Annotated in this window: 18 protein-coding genes; 10 read left to right on the top strand and 8 right to left on the bottom strand. The window is 67.2% G+C overall.

The features are described from left to right. Positions 1–59: 59 nt before the first annotated feature. Positions 60–1724 (top strand): (2,3-dihydroxybenzoyl)adenylate synthase, encoded by a 1665-nt coding sequence (locus tag BTO20_RS12395; protein ID WP_087076225.1) that lies wholly within the window; start codon positions 60–62, stop codon positions 1722–1724. A 67-nt stretch (positions 1725–1791) separates the two neighbouring features. On the opposite strand, the gene BTO20_RS12390 is transcribed toward BTO20_RS12395, so the two are convergent. Together BTO20_RS12390 and hemW are read right to left on the bottom strand one after the other, a co-directional pair. Continuing rightward, the gene (locus BTO20_RS12390; protein WP_087076223.1) at positions 1792–3141 is read right to left on the bottom strand and encodes a salicylate synthase; all 1350 of its coding nucleotides are present in this window, start codon (positions 3139–3141) and stop codon (positions 1792–1794) included. Between the two features lie 69 nt (positions 3142–3210). After that, on the bottom strand, positions 3211–4356 hold the full coding sequence (gene hemW / locus BTO20_RS12385) for a radical SAM family heme chaperone HemW (protein WP_087076221.1): 1146 nt from the start codon (positions 4354–4356) through the stop codon (positions 3211–3213). On the opposite strand from hemW, the gene BTO20_RS41335 reads away from it, so the two are divergent. The 8 genes from BTO20_RS41335 to BTO20_RS12350 all read left to right on the top strand — a co-directional run bounded on the left by BTO20_RS41335 (position 4332) and on the right by BTO20_RS12350 (position 11998). Then, positions 4332–4556: an Ms4527A family Cys-rich leader peptide gene (locus BTO20_RS41335; protein ID WP_408632170.1), complete on the top strand. Its 225-nt coding sequence runs from the start codon at positions 4332–4334 to the stop codon at positions 4554–4556. The genes hemW and BTO20_RS41335 overlap by 25 nt on opposite strands. Positions 4557–4681: 125 nt before the next feature. Then, positions 4682–6364, top strand: a complete 1683-nt coding sequence (locus BTO20_RS12380) for a nitrite/sulfite reductase (RefSeq protein WP_087076219.1) — start codon at positions 4682–4684, stop codon at positions 6362–6364. A 29-nt stretch (positions 6365–6393) separates the two neighbouring features. Further along, positions 6394–7128 (top strand): phosphoadenylyl-sulfate reductase, encoded by a 735-nt coding sequence (locus BTO20_RS12375; protein ID WP_087076217.1) that lies wholly within the window; start codon positions 6394–6396, stop codon positions 7126–7128. Beyond that, a complete protein-coding gene (locus BTO20_RS12370; RefSeq protein ID WP_087076215.1) occupies positions 7107–7841 on the top strand; it encodes a sirohydrochlorin chelatase in 735 nt (244 codons plus the stop codon). Before BTO20_RS12375 ends, BTO20_RS12370 begins: the two co-directional genes overlap by 22 nt. 346 nt (positions 7842–8187) lie before the next feature. Further along, entirely contained in the window at positions 8188–9564 is a 1377-nt protein-coding gene (locus BTO20_RS12365; RefSeq protein WP_087076213.1) for an MBL fold metallo-hydrolase, read from the top strand. A 17-nt stretch (positions 9565–9581) separates the two neighbouring features. Next, complete coding sequence (locus BTO20_RS12360) at positions 9582–10790, top strand: NAD(P)/FAD-dependent oxidoreductase (RefSeq protein ID WP_087076211.1); 1209 nt, start codon at positions 9582–9584, stop codon at positions 10788–10790. A 5-nt stretch (positions 10791–10795) separates the two neighbouring features. Continuing rightward, on the top strand, positions 10796–11662 hold the full coding sequence (locus BTO20_RS12355; protein ID WP_087076209.1) for a sulfite exporter TauE/SafE family protein: 867 nt from the start codon (positions 10796–10798) through the stop codon (positions 11660–11662). A 66-nt stretch (positions 11663–11728) separates the two neighbouring features. Further along, the gene (locus tag BTO20_RS12350; RefSeq protein WP_087076208.1) at positions 11729–11998 is read left to right on the top strand and encodes a metal-sensitive transcriptional regulator; all 270 of its coding nucleotides are present in this window, start codon (positions 11729–11731) and stop codon (positions 11996–11998) included. 5 nt (positions 11999–12003) lie between these two features. Here the strand turns inward: BTO20_RS12350 and BTO20_RS12345 are convergent, their stop codons facing one another. The 6 genes from BTO20_RS12345 to BTO20_RS12325 all read right to left on the bottom strand — a co-directional run bounded on the left by BTO20_RS12345 (position 12004) and on the right by BTO20_RS12325 (position 16372). Next, positions 12004–13053, bottom strand: a complete 1050-nt coding sequence (locus BTO20_RS12345; protein ID WP_087076206.1) for a sulfate/molybdate ABC transporter ATP-binding protein — start codon at positions 13051–13053, stop codon at positions 12004–12006. Positions 13054–13074: 21 nt separating this feature from the next. Continuing rightward, a complete protein-coding gene (cysW, locus tag BTO20_RS12340) occupies positions 13075–13896 on the bottom strand; it encodes a sulfate ABC transporter permease subunit CysW (RefSeq protein ID WP_087076204.1) in 822 nt (273 codons plus the stop codon). Beyond that, the gene (gene cysT, locus BTO20_RS12335; RefSeq protein WP_087076201.1) at positions 13893–14759 is read right to left on the bottom strand and encodes a sulfate ABC transporter permease subunit CysT; all 867 of its coding nucleotides are present in this window, start codon (positions 14757–14759) and stop codon (positions 13893–13895) included. Before cysT ends, cysW begins: the two co-directional genes overlap by 4 nt. After that, positions 14756–15796, bottom strand: coding sequence for a sulfate ABC transporter substrate-binding protein (locus tag BTO20_RS12330; protein ID WP_087076199.1), 1041 nt, complete (start codon positions 15794–15796; stop codon positions 14756–14758). Before BTO20_RS12330 ends, cysT begins: the two co-directional genes overlap by 4 nt. A 143-nt stretch (positions 15797–15939) precedes the next feature. Continuing rightward, positions 15940–16032, bottom strand: a complete 93-nt coding sequence (locus BTO20_RS41330) for an Ms4533A family Cys-rich leader peptide (RefSeq protein WP_408632169.1) — start codon at positions 16030–16032, stop codon at positions 15940–15942. Between the two features lie 133 nt (positions 16033–16165). Then, complete coding sequence (locus BTO20_RS12325; protein WP_029367232.1) at positions 16166–16372, bottom strand: hypothetical protein; 207 nt, start codon at positions 16370–16372, stop codon at positions 16166–16168. Between the two features lie 166 nt (positions 16373–16538). Between BTO20_RS12325 and BTO20_RS12320 the strand changes: the two genes are divergently transcribed. Then, on the top strand, positions 16539–18506 hold the full coding sequence (locus BTO20_RS12320) for a glycoside hydrolase family 15 protein (RefSeq protein WP_408632192.1): 1968 nt from the start codon (positions 16539–16541) through the stop codon (positions 18504–18506).

Raw genomic sequence — 18506 nt, 5'->3', positions numbered from 1 at the left:
TTTGTGGAGGCTACCCTATATTCGGGTGACCGAACACGCCTACCCCGAGGTGCCTCGACGTGACTCCGACCACTGCCCAGCCAACCGAACCCGCAGCTCAATCGGCATTGCGGCAGGGCTTCACCGCTTTTCCCGCCGACCGCGCGCAGTCTTATCGCGAGGCCGGCTATTGGGCTGATCGACGCCTGGACTCGCTCCTGCGAGACGCCGCTGCGCAGTGGCCGGACCGAACCGCGATCGCCGATCCGACCGAAACACGCACCTTCGCCGAGCTCGACGCACTCGCCGACCGTGCGGCCGCCGGCATCGCCGAGCTCGGCATTCAACCGGGCGATCGAGTGCTGCTGCAGCTGCCCAATTCCGCCGAATTCGCCGTGGCCCTGTTCGGGCTGTTGCGTGCCGGCGCGGTGCCGGTGATGTGCCTGCCCGGCCACCGGCTCGCCGAGCTCGCACACTTCGCCGAAGTCAGCGAAGCCGTGGCACTGCTGATCGCCGACACCGCCGGCGGATTCGATTACCGCACCATGGCCGCCGAGCTCACGGCGGCACATCCGCACGTGCGCCACGTACTCGTCCACGGCAACCTGCCGGAGAACCAGGAGGGGTTCCTGTCCTGGACGACGGTGTCGCGCACGGGTACCGGGCCTGTCCCCAATATCGACCCCGAGCTCGCAGGCCCGGCGCTGCTGCTGGTGTCCGGCGGGACCACCGGGGCTCCCAAACTCATCCCCCGCACCCACCAGGACTACGTCTACAACTGCACCGCCAGTGCCACCCTGTGCGAGCTGGGTGCCGAGGACGTGTATCTGGTGGCGTTGCCGGCCGCACACAACTTCCCGTTGGCCTGCCCCGGCCTGCTCGGGGCGCTCAGCGTCGGCGCCACAACAGTGTTCACCGCAGATCCGAGCCCGGAGGCTGCGTTCGCGGCCATCGACGCCCACGGCGTCACCGTCACCGCACTGGTGCCTGCGCTGGCGAAACTCTGGGCGCAGGCCTGCGATTGGGAACCGTTGGCACCGAAGTCATTGCGGCTGTTGCAGGTCGGTGGTGCGAAGCTCGCCGCCGAGGATGCCCGGCTGGTGCGGACCGCCCTGACACCTGGGCTGCAGCAGGTGTTCGGAATGGCCGAGGGACTACTGAATTACACCCGCATCGGCGACCCCGCCGAGATCGTGGAGACCACCCAGGGCAGGCCCTTGTGCCCCGCCGACGAGGTGCGCGTCGTCGACGAGGACGGCCATGAGGTCGCGGCCGGGAACGAGGGCGAGCTGCTGGTGCGCGGGCCGTACACGATCAACGGCTACTTCAACGCCGAGGCTGCCAACGAGCGCTCGTTCACTCCCGACGGTTTCTACCGCAGCGGCGACCGGGTGCGGCGCAGCCAGGGCGGGTACCTGGAGGTCACCGGCCGCGTCAAAGACGTCATCCTGCGCGGCGGTGAGAACGTCTCGGCGCTGGACCTGGAGGAGCATCTGCTCACCCACCCCGCGGTCTGGTCGGCCGCCGCGGTCGCGCTGCCCGACGACTATCTGGGCGAGAAGATCTGCGCTGCCGTGGTTTTCACGGGAACACCGGCGACGCTGGCCGAACTGCACAGCCACCTCGAGGGCCGCGGCGTGGCGTCACATGCCCGGCCCGATGTGCTGGTGCCGATGACGACTCTGCCGACCACAGCCGTCGGCAAGATCGACAAGAAGGCGATCGTCGCGCAGCTGACCAAGTGAGCGCGAAACGGACGTCAGGGTCGTTCCCGCGGTGTGAGAGCAACCCTGGCGTCCGTTTCGGTGAACCTCAGGCGCGCGGCACGAGATGCGGCGCGAGCGTCGTGAGCTTTTCGCAGGTCTCCTCGAACTCACGGTCAGGCGTGGAGTCCGCGATGATGCCCGCACCAGCGCGCAGCCACGTGCGGCCATCCGATTCGTAGGCCGACCGCAGCGTCAGGGCCGCGTCCATGCCACCGTCGGCCGAAAAGGTCACCACCGCGCCGGAATACAGGCCGCGTGGGCCCTCGTCGAGACGCAGGATGGCGTCGACACTTTCGGCCTTGGGAATGCCGGACGCCGTGACCGCCGGGAACAACGCTTCGAGCGCGTCCATCCGGTCCATCGAGCGGAGCAGCTGCCCACCGACCGTCGAGCCGAGGTGCTGAACGCTCCCCCGCTCGCGCACCGTCATGAAATCCAGCACCACCGCGGTGCCGGGCTCGGCGACCTCGGTGATCTCCTGCACCGAGGTGCGCACCGAAATGGCGTGCTCGACAATTTCTTTCGGGTTCGACTCGAGATCCTGACGGGCGGCCCGGTCGTGGTCCGGGCCGAGGCCGAAAGCTCTTGTGCCGGCCAGCGGTTCGGTCAGCACGGTGCCGTCGGCCCGCACCGCCGCCACGAGTTCGGGGCTGTAGCCCAGCGCTCGGATCCCGCCGAGGTGCAACAGGAACGAGCGCGCGGGGGTGTTGTGATGCCGACCCACGCGGTAGGTGGCCGGAAAGTCCACGGCGAAGGGCACATCGAGCCGCCGCGACAAGATGACCTTCTGATAGCGCCCGCCGATGATCTCGTCGATGGCGGTGGCGACGCGACCGCGATAGCCGGCCGCGTCGCGGCGCACGTCGACGGCTCTGGCCGTCGGAATCTCCCCGAGCCCTTCGGCGAGCAGCCGGCGAAGCGTCTCGATCTGCCGGTCGTCCGCGCCGACCAACCGGATCCGGTCGTTGGAGATGACGAATTGGGTTCGGGGGCGAAGGATCCTGGCCAGTGGCGTGCCGGGCGCCAACTTCTGCTGCAGACCGAACCGGTAGGTGCCGAACTCGAAGGCCACCCAGCCGAACAGCCGGTCGGTTTCCAGCAGCATACGGTCGACAGCCTCGCCCAGTGCAGCGCCGGGCGTGCCGGTCCAGGTCTGGCGGCGCACCACCCCGTCCTGGATGACCCGTAACTCGTCGGAGTCGAGTTCGATGACGGCATCCACACCCACGGCCAGCGTCCACTCGCCGTCGCGTTCGTAACCGACGTAGTCCTCGCCGTCACGTTCGGGGAGCGCCCGGGCCAGCTCGGCCACCAGGTCGATCGGATTCACGCCCGGCGGTAGCTCAAGGGCGATGGACTCGACTGACTCTGATGCCGCGCTACTCACCTGGGACACGAGAAGTAAATGTAGCCTAACCTTGCTTAGGTGGGCGGGCTACGCCGGCGGCCGAGACTGTGATGCGCGTTATGCCAGCAACGTCCGCACCACGCCGTCGGCCAGCAGCCGGCCACGGTCGGTCAGCACCAGCCGCTCGCCAGCGCTCACGACCAGTCCCTCGTCGACCAACCCCGGCACTCGCGATCGCTCGTCACCGTCGAGCAGACCGAGCGCCAAGCCGTCGCGCAGCCGCAGCCGCAGCATGACGTCCTCGGTATGGCGGGCACCGACGTCGAGATCCTCGAAATCGGCGATCGGCAGCTCACCGCGACCAAGGGCTTCGGCGTATGCGTTGGGATGCTTGATGTTCCACCACCGGGTCGTGCCCAGGAATCCGTGCGCGCCCGGACCCGCACCCCACCATTCGCCGCCCTGCCAGTAGCCGAGGTTGTGCCGGCACTCACCACCGGGCCGGCTCCAGTTGGACACCTCGTACCACTGGAATCCCGCGGCGGAGAGGTGCGCGTCGAGCAGTTCGTAGCGCTGCGCGAGCACGTCGTCGTCGGGCGCGGCGACGTCTCCTTTGCGGACCCGCCGGGCCAGCGCCGTACCGTCCTCGACCACCAGCGCATACGCCGAGACATGGTCGACCCCGGCGTGCACCGCGGCATCGATGGAGCGCAGAAGATCGTCGTCGGACTCGCCCGGGGTGCCGTAGATCAGATCCAGGTTGACGTGGTCGAACCCGGCCGCACGAGCCTCGCCGGCCGCGGCCAGCGCCCGCCCGGGCGAGTGTGTGCGGTCCAGAACCGCGAGAACGTGTGGGACCACCGACTGCATGCCGAGGGAAACCCGCGTGTAGCCGGCGTCGCGCAGCGCCCGGAAAAACTCCGGCGACGTCGATTCAGGGTTGGCCTCGGTCGTCACCTCGGCGGCGGGTGCCAACGTGAAGTTGTCCCGCACGGCGCCGAGTACCGCGGCCAGCCGGTCACTGCCGAGCATCGACGGAGTGCCGCCACCGACGAACACCGTCTGCACCGGCACGGCGCCGACCCGGGCGGCGGCCAGCTCGAGTTCGATGCGCAGCGCGGCCAGCCAACCGTCGGGGTTGGCACCCCCCAGCTCACCCGGGGTGTAGGTGTTGAAGTCGCAGTATCCGCAGCGGGTCGCGCAGAACGGCACGTGGATGTAGATGCCGAACGGCCCGCGTGCGGGCGCGGTACGGGTACTCATGCGAACAATTTTCCCAGACTTGTGCAGCGACGACTTTCGCTCACCGCGAGCGCAAATATGGCCCGGTTAGGGCAGGTGGCGACAATCGTGGCACAATAGCGTGCGTGACCCCCGCCCGTAACAGCACCACCCGCGTTCTGCTGGTGGCACGGCGGCATGTCGATTTCAAGCGCGTATGTAGCTGTTGCTGTCTGCCTTGATCCTGCGTTGATTTCGGACCCCGCCCGCCCATTACATTCAGCTGGCCGCCGGATCTGCGCCGCCGGACAGCCCCACCGGTGATTTCGCGCGATCCAGTAGCCGGCTCCAGCCTAGGAGCCACCTCATGACCGAAGTCCAGACTGAGGCCAAACCTCGCCCCGCGAAGACCCGCGACGAAGGCCAGTGGGCACTTGGCAGTCGCGACCCGCTGAACCCCAACGAGGCGTTCAAGCAGGAGGACGACGCGCTCAACGTGCGGTCCCGCATCATCGACGTCTATTCCAAGCAGGGATTCGACTCCATCGCCAAGGACGACCTGCGCGGCCGGTTCCGCTGGATGGGTCTCTACACCCAGCGCACCGAGGGCTACGACGGCACCTGGACCGGCGACGACAACGCCGACCTGCTCGAAGCCAAGCACTTCATGATGCGCGTCCGCACCGACGGCAAGGCGCTCTCGGCGCAGGCCGTGCGGACCCTCGGACAGATCTCGGTCGACTTCGCCCGCGACAGCGCCGACATCACCGACCGGGAGAACCTGCAGTACCACTGGCTGCAGATCGAGGACATCCCGGAGGTCTGGCGGCGGCTGGAAGAGGTCGGTCTGCAGACCATGGAAGCCTGCGGCGACTGCCCGCGCGGCATGCTGGGCTCGCCGCTGGCCGGCGATTCGCTGGTCGAGGTGCTGGACCCGACGCCCGCCCTGCGCGAGATCGAGCAGCGCTTCATCGGCAACCCGGAGTTCTCGAACCTGCCCCGCAAGTTCAAGACCGCGATCTCGGGCCTGCAGGACGTCGCCCATGAGATCAACGACGTGTCGTTCATCGGCGCCAACCATCCCGAGCACGGTCCGGGTCTGGACGTATGGGTCGGTGGCGGGCTGTCGACCAACCCGATGCTGGCGCAGCGCCTCGGCGTGTGGGTGCCGCTGGACGAGGTGGCCGAGGTCTGGCAGGGCATCACCGGCATCTTCCGCGATTACGGTTACCGCCGGTTGCGCTCGAAGGCCCGGCTGAAGTTCCTGGTCAAGGACTGGGGCACCGAGAAGTTCAGGGAAATTCTGGAGACGGAATACCTGAAGCGTCCCCTCATCGACGGCCCGGCACCCGAGCAGGTGCCGCACACCATCGACCACGTCGGCGTGCAGAAGATCCGCAACGGCCTCAACGCCGTCGGTGCCTCGGCCATCGCCGGGCGCGTCTCGGGCACGATCCTGACCAAGGTCGCCGATCTGATGGAGGCCGCAGGCGCCGATCGGGCCCGCCTGACCGCCTATCAGAAGCTGATCATCCTCGACGTGCCGGACGACAAGGTCGACGCGCTGCGCGACGGCCTGGAGGCGCTGGGCCTGGATACCCGTCCGTCGCACTGGCGCCGCAACCTGATGGCCTGCACCGGCATCGAGTACTGCAAGCTCAGCTTCGCCGACACCCGCGGCCGGGCCCAGGCGCTGGTTCCCGAGCTGGAAGCGCGGCTGGGCGACCTCAACGCCGAGCTGGACGTGCCGGTCACCGTCAACCTCAATGGCTGCCCCAACTCATGCGCCCGTATCCAGGTCGCCGACATCGGCTTCAAGGGTCAGATGGTCGACGAGGGCAACGGCCCGGAGGAAGGCTTCCAGGTGCACCTCGGCGGCAGCCTGGGTCTGGACAGCGGTTTCGGGCGCAAGCTGCGCCAGCACAAGGTGCTGGCCTCCGAGCTCGGCGACTACATCGAGCGGGTTGTCCGCAACTTCGTGAAACAACGCGAGGGCGGCGAGCGTTTCGCCCAGTGGGCCGTACGGGCCGACGAAGCGGACTTGCGATGAGTCGCTTGCGCGAAGAGCCGAATGGGGCGATGAGTCGCTTGCGCGAAGAGCCGACAGACGAGGTGACGATCTTGACGGAGAACGAACTGCGGGAGCTCGCCGAGCGCGGCGCAGCCGAACTGGCCGACGCCAGTGCCGAGGAACTGTTGCGTTGGACCGACAAGCACTTCGCAGGCAATTACGTGGTGGCCTCCAACATGCAGGACGCGGTGCTGGTCGAGATGGCCGCGAAGGTGCGCCCCGGCGTGGACGTGCTGTTCCTCGACACCGGTTACCACTTCGCCGAGACGATCGGTACCCGCGATGCCGTCGAGCAGGTGTACGGCGTGAACGTGGTCAACGTCCACCCCGAGCACACGGTCGCCGAGCAGAACGAACTCCTGGGCAAGGACCTCTTCGCCCGCAACGCCGGTGAGTGCTGCCGGTTGCGCAAGGTCGAGCCGCTGAGCAAGGCGCTGGCCGGGTACTCGGCGTGGGTGACCGGCATCCGCCGGGTGGAGGCGCCGACGCGCGCCAACGCGCCACTGATCAGCTGGGACGCCGCCTTCGGTCTGGTGAAGATCAATCCGATCGCAGCGTGGAGCGACGAGCAGATGCAGGCCTACATCGAGGCCAACGACATCCTCGTCAACCCTCTTGTCTACGAAGGCTATCCGTCCATCGGGTGCGCGCCGTGCACCAGCAAGCCTGCTGCGGGCGCCGATCCGCGCAGCGGCCGCTGGGCCGGGCAGACCAAGACAGAATGCGGGCTGCACGCCTCGTGACGTCGCTGGTGCTGACCGCCCACGGCAGCAAAGATCCACGATCGGCGGCCAATGCCCATGCCATCGCGGGACATCTGCGGCGCCTGCTGCCCGATACCGCGGTGCAGGTGGCATTCTGCGAGCAGAACACCCCGATCCTGACCGATGTGCTGCCTGACGCCGCGGCCGGCTCAGTCGTGGTGCCACTACTGCTGGCCAGTGCCTATCACGCGCGTACCGACATTCCCGCGCTGATCGCCGAGTCGGGTGCCGATGTCATCCAGGCCGATGTCCTCGGTGAAGACCCCCGGCTGCTGCAGGTGATGCGGGAGCGGCTGGCGGCACTGGGCGTGTCCCGGTTCGACAGTGAGCTCGGCGTGCTGCTCACCAGCGTCGGCTCGTCGCATCCTGCCGCCAACGCGCGTACCGCCGCGCTGGCGGAGACCATGGCCGAAGGCACTCGCTGGGCCGGTGTTCAGGTCGCTTTCGCGACCGGCCAGACCCCGACACTGCCCGAGGCCGTCGAGGCGCTACGCGCCCGTGGCGCGCAGCGCCTGGTGATCGCGCCGTGGTTCCTGGCGCACGGCAGGATCACCGATCGGGTGGCCGAGTTCGCTTGTGCCGCAGGGATTCCGATGGCCGAGCCGCTCGGCCCCCACCGTCTTGTGGCAGCCACCGTGCTGGACCGCTACGAGGAAGCTCTGGCTGCACGCAGCGCCGAGTTCGCTGCCTGACCCAGCCGCACTGATGTGCCGCATCGCGGCTTGACGCCCCCGTGTCGAGGCATGCCTCCACGGGCGTCGACTGCTGCGCGTCTGCATGATTTGCCCCACAGGCGGCTGGAGCAAACACACGTTTCGCCCGATCCGCCGCACCCTCTGAGGCCCATAACTTTGTGATCAGCCGGTTGAGCCGGACAGATCTCACAGAAGCGGGCCGCCGTGAACTCCATCGCAACCGCCGGGTCACCGTCCGGCCCTCGCCGACTGCCTTGACACTGATACCACCGGGGGTATATTTGCCATCAGATGCATACCCCCCAGGGTATAACCACAGACTGCCGACGAAGGGATCAAGACCATGAAGTTCATCCAGTACTACCTGGACTGCCTGTCGCACGCGTCGTATCTGATCGGCGACGAGACCACCGGACGCGCCGTCGTGGTCGACCCGCAACGCGACGTCGCGGAGTACCTCACCGACGCCGACGAACTGGGCTTGCGGATCGAATTGGTCATCGAGACCCACTTCCATGCCGACTTCGTGTCCGGCCACCTCGAGCTGGCCGAGGCCGCCGGCGCGACGATCGTGTACTCGTCAGTCGCCGCGCCCGAGTTCGACTTCATGGGAGTCGAGGACGGCCAACGCATTTCACTCGGAGACGTGATGCTGGAGTTCCGCCACACCCCCGGCCACACCCCGGAGTCGATGAGCATCGTGGTGTACGAACGCCCCGGAACCGCCCCCTACGGCGTGCTCACCGGCGACACCCTGTTCATCGGTGACGTCGGCCGGCCCGATCTGCTCGCCTCGATCGGCTTCACCGCCGAGGAACTGGCCGAGAGCCTCTACGCCTCGCTGCACGAACAGCTCATGCCGCTGCCCGACGACACCCGCGTCTACCCCGCGCACGGCGCGGGATCGGCGTGCGGCAAGAACCTGTCCACCGACCTGTGGTCGACCATCGGCGACCAGAAGCGCACCAACTATGCGCTGCGCGCGCCCGACAAGCAGAGCTTCATCGATCTGGTGACCGAGGGACAGCTGCCCGCGCCGGGCTACTTCGTCTACGACGCGATCTTGAACCGCAAGGACCGCGCCCTGCTCGACGAAACCGAGCTACCACCCGCCATGGATTACCGACAGATCTCCGAAGCCGTGGCCCGCGGCGCGATGCTGATCGACGGGCGCAGCCCCGAAGAGTTCGCGCAGGGCCATCTGCGTGGCGCCATCAACATCGGGTTGGCAGGCCGCTACGCGGAATTCGCGGGTTCGGTGGTGCGGCCCGACACCGACATCGTCCTGGTCACCGCGCCCGGACAGGAGCTCGAGGGCAAGAACCGGCTCGCCCGGATCGGATTCGACCGGGTGATCGGATATCTCGCCGATCCCGAGCGGACCATGTTCGAACACCGCGACGACGTGCGGGTGGCATCTCGGCTCACCGCGGTGGCGTTCGGGCAGCGGGCCGCGGCGATCGAGGGCCTGCAGATCGTCGATGTCCGCAACCCGGGCGAAGCCGCTGCCGGCATGATCCCCGACGCCGTCAACATCCCGGTCCGCCAACTGCCGGAACGGGTCGGTGAACTCGACGCGAACGCACCGACCGTCGTGTATTGCGCAGGCGGCTACCGCTCATCGGTGGCCGCAAGCCTCCTACGCCAACGCGGCTTCGCCGATGTCAGCGACATCGTCGGAGGCTACACCGCGTGGACCAATGCAACCCAGAACGCCTGAACAGAAAGAGCTCTGATATGACCACCAAGCACGAGATCCTCATCATCGGTGGCGGAACCGCCGGCATCACCGTCGCGGCCCGCCTGCTGCGCAAGGGCTATCGCGACGTCGCGATCATCGAACCGTCGGACACGCACTACTACCAGCCGCTGTGGACGCTCGTCGGAGGTGGTCAGGCGCAGGCGCAGCAGACCGCGCGCCCCCTGGCCTCGGTGCTGCCGAAGGGCGCGGTCTGGATCCGCTCGGCGGCAAAGACGTTCGATCCCGAACGCAACACCGTCACCTGCACCGACGGCGTCTCGTATTCCTACGACGTGCTGGTGGTCTGCCCGGGCATCCAGCTGGACTGGGACCGCACCGAAGGACTCTCCGAAACGCTTGGTAAGAACGGTGTTTCGTCCAACTACCGGTTCGACCTGGCACCACGCACCTGGGACCTCATCCGCAATATGACCTCGGGCACAGCGGTGTTCAGCATGCCGACCGGCCCGATCAAGTGTGGCGGCGCGCCGCAGAAGATCGCCTACCTCGCCGCGGATTACTGGCGCAGGACCGGCGTACTCGACGACATCGACATCCACCTCGTGGTGCCCACACCGCGGATCTTCGCCATCGACGCCATCGCGGACAGCCTGGAAAAGGTTGTCGCAGATTACGGAATCCACCTGCACACCGGTACCGAGCTCCGCTCGATCGACGCCGCGGCCCGCAAGGTCACCCTCGCACCGGTCGGCGCTGCCGGCAGCGAGACCATCCTCGCCTACGACATGCTGCACGCCGTACCGCATCAGTCGGCGCCGGACTGGATCAAGGAGAGCCCGCTGTCGACCGTGTACACCGGTGGCGACCCCAACGGCTATGTCGATATCGACAAGCACACCATGCAGCACGTCCGGTACTCCAACGTCTTCGCCCTCGGTGACGCAGGTTCGTCGCCGAACTCGAAAACCGGTGCAGCCATTCGCAAACAGGCACCGGTGGTGGTCGCGAACATCGATTCGCTGCTGACCGATCGGCCGCTGACCGCCGAGTACAACGGGTACGCGTCCTGCCCGATCGTCACCTCGGCGCACGACATGCTGCTGGCCGAATTCGACTACTCGATGCAGCTCACCCCGTCCATCCCGGGCCTCGATCCGACGGTGCCGCACCGCAGCTACTGGTACCTCAAGAAGTACGGACTGCCCGCGCTGTACTGGAATCTGATGCTCAAGGGCTTGGCCTGATCACCATGATCGCGTTGACCGTGGTGCTCGCCGCCCTCGTCGGGATATCCCTTGGCCTGTTGGGTGGCGGCGGTTCCATCCTCATGGTGCCGCTGCTGACCTACGTCGCCGGCATGGATGCCAAACAGGCGATTGCCACATCGCTTCTGGTGGTAGGTGTCACGAGCACGGTCAGCACCATCTCCCACGCTCGCGCCGGCCGCGTCCAGTGGCGCAGCGGCCTGTTGTTCGGCGCGGCAGGCATGGCCGGCGCCTACGCCGGTGGCCGACTCGGCCATCTGCTCCCCGGATCGCTCCTGCTGATCGGGTTCGCCGTGATGATGATCGCGTCGGCTGTCGCAATGCTCCGGCGCCGCACGCCGATCACGCCCGCGCCTGCGCCGCACCGCACGCCGATCGGCAAGGCCCTGGCGCTCGGGGTGGCGGTCGGTCTATTGACCGGAATCATCGGCGCCGGAGGCGGTTTCGTCGTGGTACCCACACTGGCGCTGCTGGCCGGGTTGCCGATGCCCGTTGCGGTCGGCACCTCACTGCTGGTCATCGCGATGAACGCGATGGCCGGGCTGGCCGGGCAGGTGACGACGCTCGGCGTCGACTGGAAATTGGCCGCGATGGTGACGGCCGCCGCAGTGGTGGGCAGCCTGGTGGGTGCGCGGCTGACGGCTCGGGTCGACGCCGACGTGCTGCGGGCGGCGTTCGGCTGGTTCGTGCTGGCGATGGCATCGGTGATCCTCGCCGAGCAGGTGCACCCCTTCGTCGGCATCGCCGTCGCGGGTCTGACCGTCGCCGCCGGCGGCTACCGCTACGCCTGCAGCCGATTCACCTGGTGCCCGTTCAACCGGCTGTCCAGCCGGATGGCCGCCGCGACATGACCCACACAGATACCCCTAGGGGTACCATGAACATCAATATCGTATCGACTTCGGAAGGGGCACACCATGGTCGGTGACCAGGAAGCCATCTCAGCTGTCCTCAACCGCCTGCGCCGGGCCCAGGGCCAGCTCGCCGGCGTGATCTCGATGATCGAACAGGGCCGCGATTGCAAGGACGTCGTGACCCAACTCGCCGCGGTGTCCCGCGCACTGGATCGCGCCGGGTTCAAGATCGTCGCGACCGGCCTGCGGGAGTGCGTCACCACCGAACATCCCGACGGATCCGAGACTTTGGACGTCGCCCAGCTCGAAAAGCTGTTCCTGGCCCTGGCCTGACGCCGTCAGGTGACCGTGAGCGCTTCCACCTCGTCGCCGCTCGCGGTCTGCACGTCCCCGGCGATCTGCGGCACCCGCGTGGCCCGGACGTAGACCGTGTCCCCCTCCCGCAGCCCCAGTGCCTCGGCGTCACCGCGGGTGATCTGCGCGGTGAACGGCACATTGTTGGCGGCGCTGGTGAGTTCGACGCGCACCTCGAAGCCGAGCATGACGATACGGTCAATGGTCGCCCGCAGCACGCCGGTGGCCTCGGCCGTTCCGTCCCCGGCCGCGATCGCCAGTTCGGGGTTGCGTCCGACCCGGATGTCGTGCGGGCGCACCAGGATCCCGTTGAGCTCCGACACCGCCCCGAGAAACGACATCACGAACGCGTTGGCCGGCTCGTCGTAAACCTCGGTAGGCGAACCGATCTGCTCGATGCGGCCCTTGTTGAGCACCGCGATCCGGTCAGCCACATCCAGCGCCTCGGCCTGATCGTGGGTGACCAGCACCGTGGTGACGTGAACCTCGTCGTGCAGACGCCGCAGCCAGGCCCGCAGATCGTCACGCACCTTGGCGTCCAGTGCGCCGAACGGCTCGTCGAGCAGCAACACCTGCGGATCGACCGCCAGCGCCCGGGCCAGCGCCATGCGCTGACGCTGGCCGCCGGAGAGCTGGTTGGGGTAGCGCGTCTGGAAACCGCTCAGCCCCACCACTTCCAGCAGATTATCGACCTTCTCCTTGATCTCGGCCTTGGGCCGCTTGCGGATCTTGAGGCCGAACGCCACGTTGTCCCGCACTGTCAGATGCTTGAACGCCGCGTAGTGCTGGAACACGAAACCGATCCCGCGCCGCTGCGGCGGCACCCCGGTCACGTCATTGCCGTTGATGGTGATGGTGCCGGTGTCGGGCTGGTCGAGGCCGGCGATGGCCCGCAGCAGGGTCGACTTGCCCGAGCCACTCGGCCCGAGCAGGGCGGTCAACGAGCCGCGCGGCACCTCGAAATCGATGTTGTCCAGCGCCGCGAAATCGCCATAGTGCTTGTTGGCGCCCCGAACCACAATCGCGTCGGTCATAGCTCTAGCTCCTTCTCGGGCCTACTGCTGGGTCCCGGTTCGCCGGCGGTCGAGGATCACCTGGACCACCAGCACGATGACGGCCACGGCCATCAACAAAGTCGAAACGGCATACGCGCCGTACACCGAGTCGGCGGTGCCTCTGGTGTAACGATCAGCCACCAGCAGGGTCAGCGTCTGCGATGTCCCCGGCAGGTTGGACGACACCATGATCACCGCGCCGAACTCACCGAGAGTGCGGGCCACGGTAAGCACGACGCCGTAGGTCAGTCCCCACCGGATGGACGGCAGGGTGACGCGCCAGAACGTCTGCCACCAACTGGATCCCAGCGTGGCGGCCGCCTCCTCCTGGTCGGTGCCGATCTCGTGCAGGACGGGTTCGACCTCACGGATGACGAACGGAACCGTGACGAAAATGCTCGCCAGCACGATGCCCGTGAAGCCGAAGATGATCTTGACGCCGAGGTCACGCTCGACGAATCCGAACAAACCGGACGAACCCCACAGCAGGATCAGCGCCACACCGACCACCACCGGCGATACCGCGAACGGTAGGTCGATCACGGCCTGCAGGGCACTCTTGCCGCGGAACCGGTTGCGCGCCAACACCAGCGCGGTCGGCACACCGAACAACACGTTGAGCGGCACCACGATGGCCACCACCAGAAGCGACAACTGCAACGCCGATATGGCGGCCGGGGTGCCGACGGAGGCGAAGAACGAACCGATTCCCGGGGAGAACGTGCGCCACAGGATCAGCCCGACCGGCACGATGACCAGAACGCCGACGTAGGCCAGCGCCAGGTACCGCACCAGAAGACGGAACCACGGTGACAACGTCATGCCGACAGCTCCTCACGACGGGCGGCACGCGACCCCACGGTCCGCAACACCAGCAGGATGAAGAACGAGATGACCAGCAGCACAATCGAGATCGCGGCCGCACCGGTGCGGTCGTCGTTCTCGATGAGGGTGCGGATCCACTGCGAGGACACCTCGGTCTCGCCCGGCACGGCGCCACCGATGAGCACCACCGACCCGAACTCGCCGATCGCCCGCGAAAACGCCAGCCCGGCTCCGGACAACAGCGACGGCAACAGCGACGGCAGGATCACCGTGGTGAAGATGACGCGGTTGCCCGCGCCCAGCGACGCCGCCGCCTCCTCGGTCTCGCGGTCCAGTTCGAGCAGCACCGGCTGCACCGAGCGGACCACGAACGGCAGCGTGACGAACAGCAGCGCGACGCCGACACCCCATTTGGTGTGCTGCAGGTGCAGCCCGACCGGGCTCGCCGGCCCGTAGAGCGCCAACATCACCAGGCTGGCGACGATGGTCGGCAACGCGAACGGCAGGTCGATCACCGAGTCGACGATGCGTTTGCCGGGGAACTCGTCACGCGTCAGCACCCAGGCCACCATGAGCCCGAACACCAGGTTGATCACCGTGACCCCGGCGGAGATGGACAGCGTCACCCGGAAGGAGTCCAGGGCGGCGTTGGAGGTGACGGCCTGCCAGAACGCCGTCCAGCCGCCGCCGACTGACTGCCACACAATGGCGGCCAGCGGCAGCAGAACGATGACGCTCAGCCAGATCGATGCCGCGCCGACCCGCAATGAGGTCGTGCCATAGCGGCCGCGGAACACGCCGGGAGCGGAATCTCCCGGCGTGTGCACGGACGCCGAATCGGTCTCGGCTGAAGCGGTCATCCAGTCGCCTGCTTGTAGATCTTGGTGATCGACCCATTGTCCTTGTCGAACAGCGCCGGGTCGACTGTGCTCCAGCCGCCCAGGTCAGCGATGGTCCACAGCTTCTCCGGCGTCGGGAAGTCCTTGGCGAAGTCCGCGGCCACCGCCGGGTCCACCGGCCGGAAGCCTGCCTCGGCCCACAGCTTCTGTCCCTCCGGCGTGTACAGGAAGTTCTTCAGCGCATTGGCCTGCTCGGCGTGGGCGCTGGTCTTGACCACCGCGACCGGGTTCTCGATCTTGAAAGTGGCAGGCGGGTTGATGTGCTCGACATCTTTACCCTGCCGCTCGACGTTGATGGCCTCGTTCTCGTAGCTGATCAGCACGTCACCCGTGCCCTGCAAGAACACGTCGGTGGCCTCCCGGCCCGAGCCCGGACGGGTCTTGACGTGCTCGGTGACCAGCTTGTTGACGAAGTCGATACCCGCCGCGGCGTCCTTACCCCCGTTGCTCTTGGCCGCGTACGGCGCGAGCAGGTTCCACTTGGCCGAGCCGGAGCTCAGCGGGCTCGGGGTGACCACCTCGACGCCAGGCTTGAGCAGATCGTCCCAGTCCTTGATGCCCTTCGGGTTGCCCTTGCGCACGACCAGCGACACCACGGAGCCGAACGGGATGCCCTTGGTGTTGCCTGCGTTCCAGTCTTCGGCCACCTTGCCCGCCTTGACCAGACGGGTGACGTCCGGTTCGACCGAGAAGTTGACGATGTCGGCGGGCTTGCCGTCGACCACGGCGCGCGACTGGTCGCCCGACGCGCCGTAGGACGGCGTCACGCCGGTGCCCTTGCCCTCATCCGTCGCGGCGAACGCGGGGATGATCTTGCTCCAGCCGGGCTCGGGCACCGCGTACGCGACCAGGGTCAGCGTGGACTTGGTGCCTGCGGTCTTGTCACCGCCCGCGACGTCGCTGGCGCCGCCACCGCAGCCCACGACCAGCGCTCCGGTGGTTGCCAGTACGGCGGCGCTGCGCCAGACATTCTTGAGGTTGAACCGCGTGTTGGGCACTGCGGACGGGAGGAGCGAATTAAGCACTGAGAACCTTCCTTGCAAATGGCGGACAGTACGAGTCCGTCACAACGGAAAGGCGCAGGATCAGTATCCGGGCAGAGAACAGCCGTTACCGACACCAAACCGCGGACGGGTTGGAGTCAGCGACAACAGTCGACGTCAGCAACAGCGCAAGAACCCACGGCGATGAGCGCCATGACATGGCTCTCCGTCGCACCGGTCGCTGTCTGCATGGGCGAAGAATAACAGAATCCACCGGGCGCGCTCGCCGAGCGTTCCGACGTCAGTGCGCCAGCAACCAGGTGACGATGACCAGCACGACGAGCAAAACCAGCGCAAGCGTCACCCGCGACCGGGGCATCCCATTCATACAACGTCCAATTCATCGTCCTCTTTGGTACGGCGCAGCCGGTGCAGACCGTTGATGCCCTGCCCCAACGCACCGTCCAGCAACACCGCGATGCCGTAGGCCAGCGCCAGCACCACGGGCATCACCACGGCGGTCTGAGCCACGAATCCCAATCCGGTCAACCACAGCTCGACGCCGTCCCACCAACTCAGGAGTGCGCCCATGCGGCCAGACTACGAGATGGCGCCAAATCGATCGGTCCCGAGCAGTTACCTTCGACACGCGCCGATCGGGTAGACGACGCAGGTACCGGCGGTCGATGATGTGCGGATGGTTCTGCAACAGACCGAGCCCGGTGAGGGCGTGTCGCCCAAGGACGTCCAGCAAGCCATCCAGGAAGCCGACGCCCCGTTCACCGTCACGGCCCCCGTTCCATACACCGGAAGCAACGCGCTGCGGAACCCGTTCCCGCCGATCGCGGACTACGCGTTCCTTTCGGATTGCGAGAACACCTGCCTGATCTCGTCGGCCGGGTCGGTCGAGTGGCTGTGCGTGCCGCGTCCCGACTCCCCCAGCGTGTTCGGTGCGATCCTCGACCGTGGCGCAGGCCATTTCCGACTCGGCCCGTACGGCGTGACCGTGCCCGCAGCACGGCGCTATCTGCCCGGCAGCCTGATCCTCGAGACCACCTGGCAGACCCACACCGGCTGGGTGATCGTCCGCGACGCGCTGGTGATGGGGCCGTGGCACGACATCGACACCCGCTCGCGGACCCACCGGCGCACGCCCATGGACTGGGACGCCGAACACATCCTGCTGCGTACGGTGCGCTGCGTGAGCGGCACGGTCGAGATGGTGATGAGCTGCGAGCCGTCGTTCGACTACCACCGGGTCAGTTCGGCGTGGGAGTACTCCGGCCCGGCCTACGGCGAGGCCATCGCCCGGGCGAGCCGCAACCCTGACTCGCATCCCACGCTGCGGCTCACCACCAATCTGCGTATCGGGCTGGAGGGCCGCGAGGCTCGCGCCCGCACCCGCCTCACCGAGGGCGACAATGTGTTCGTCGCGCTGTCGTGGTCCAAGCATCCGGCGCCGCAGACGTACGACGAGGCCGCCGACAAGATGTGGAAGACCAGCGAGTCGTGGCGGCAGTGGATCAATGTCGGCGACTTCCCCGACCACCCGTGGCGGTCCTATCTGCAGCGCAGCGCACTGACGCTCAAGGGGTTGACCTACTCGCCCACCGGTGCCCTGTTGGCCGCGCCCACCACGTCATTGCCGGAAACCCCGCAGGGCGAACGCAACTGGGACTACCGCTACTCCTGGATCCGCGATTCCACGTTCGCGCTGTGGGGCCTCTACACGCTGGGTCTGGACCGGGAGGCCGACGACTTCTTCTCGTTCATCGCCGATGTGTCCGGAGCGAACAACGGCGAACGCCATCCGCTGCAGGTGATGTACGCCGTCGGCGGGGAACGCAGCCTCGTCGAGGAAGAACTGCACCACCTGTCCGGCTATGACAACGCCCGGCCGGTGCGCATCGGCAACGGCGCCTACAACCAGCGCCAGCACGATATCTGGGGCACCATGCTGGATTCGGTGTACCTGCACGCCAAGTCGCGGGAACAGATTCCCGAGGCGCTGTGGCCGGTGCTGAAGAACCAGGTCGAAGAGGCCATCAAGCACTGGCGCGAACCGGACCGCGGGATCTGGGAGGTGCGCGGCGAGCCGCAGCACTTCACCTCAAGCAAGATCATGTGTTGGGTCGCGCTGGACCGCGGTTCGAAGCTGGCGGAGTTGCAGGGCGAGAAGAGTTACGCGCAGCAATGGCGGGCGATCGCCGAAGAGATCAAGGCCGACGTGCTGGCCAACGGTGTCGACAAGCGCGGCGTTTTGACCCAGCGGTACGGCGACGACGCGCTGGACGCGTCACTGTTGCTGACGGTGCTCACCCGGTTCCTGCCGCCCGACGATCCCCGGGTGCGCGCGACGGTGCTGGCCATCGCCGACGAGCTCACCGAGGAGGGGCTGGTCCTGCGCTACCGCACCGACGAGACCGACGACGGTCTCTCCGGCGAGGAGGGCACCTTCACCATCTGCTCGTTCTGGCTGGTTTCGGCACTGGTCGAGATCGGCGAAGTGAGCCGCGCCAAGCATCTGTGCGAGCGGTTGTTGTCGTTCGCCAGCCCGCTGCATCTCTACGCCGAGGAGATCGAACCGCGCACCGGCAGGCACCTGGGCAACTTCCCGCAGGCGTTCACCCACCTGGCATTGATCAACGCGGTCGTGCACGTCATCCGTGCCGAAGAGGAGTCGGACAGTTCGGGTGTCTTCCAGCCCGCGAACGCACCGATGTAA

The sequence above is a fragment of the Mycobacterium dioxanotrophicus genome (assembly GCF_002157835.1).
Lineage (GTDB): Bacteria > Actinomycetota > Actinomycetes > Mycobacteriales > Mycobacteriaceae > Mycobacterium > Mycobacterium dioxanotrophicus.
The sequence above is the reverse complement of the archived record's forward strand: the minus strand, read 5'-3'. Positions and strand labels throughout refer to the sequence as shown.

Bases quoted from the DNA above. Each gene is read 5' to 3' on its own strand.
- BTO20_RS12345 (WP_087076206.1), bottom strand. From the start codon at position 13,053: ATGACCGACGCGATTGTGGTTCGGGGCGCCAACAAGCACTATGGCGAT.
- BTO20_RS12370 (WP_087076215.1), top strand. From the start codon at position 7,107: ATGCGGGCTGCACGCCTCGTGACGTCGCTGGTGCTGACCGCCCACGGC.
- cysW (WP_087076204.1), bottom strand. From the start codon at position 13,896: ATGACGTTGTCACCGTGGTTCCGTCTTCTGGTGCGGTACCTGGCGCTG.
- BTO20_RS41330 (WP_408632169.1), bottom strand. From the start codon at position 16,032: ATGCAGACAGCGACCGGTGCGACGGAGAGCCATGTCATGGCGCTCATC.
- hemW (WP_087076221.1), bottom strand. From the start codon at position 4,356: ATGAGTACCCGTACCGCGCCCGCACGCGGGCCGTTCGGCATCTACATC.
- cysT (WP_087076201.1), bottom strand. From the start codon at position 14,759: ATGACCGCTTCAGCCGAGACCGATTCGGCGTCCGTGCACACGCCGGGA.
- BTO20_RS12375 (WP_087076217.1), top strand. From the start codon at position 6,394: ATGAGTCGCTTGCGCGAAGAGCCGACAGACGAGGTGACGATCTTGACG.
- BTO20_RS12360 (WP_087076211.1), top strand. From the start codon at position 9,582: ATGACCACCAAGCACGAGATCCTCATCATCGGTGGCGGAACCGCCGGC.
- BTO20_RS12325 (WP_029367232.1), bottom strand. From the start codon at position 16,372: ATGGGCGCACTCCTGAGTTGGTGGGACGGCGTCGAGCTGTGGTTGACC.
- BTO20_RS12380 (WP_087076219.1), top strand. From the start codon at position 4,682: ATGACCGAAGTCCAGACTGAGGCCAAACCTCGCCCCGCGAAGACCCGC.
- BTO20_RS12365 (WP_087076213.1), top strand. From the start codon at position 8,188: ATGAAGTTCATCCAGTACTACCTGGACTGCCTGTCGCACGCGTCGTAT.
- BTO20_RS12355 (WP_087076209.1), top strand. From the start codon at position 10,796: ATGATCGCGTTGACCGTGGTGCTCGCCGCCCTCGTCGGGATATCCCTT.
- BTO20_RS12350 (WP_087076208.1), top strand. From the start codon at position 11,729: ATGGTCGGTGACCAGGAAGCCATCTCAGCTGTCCTCAACCGCCTGCGC.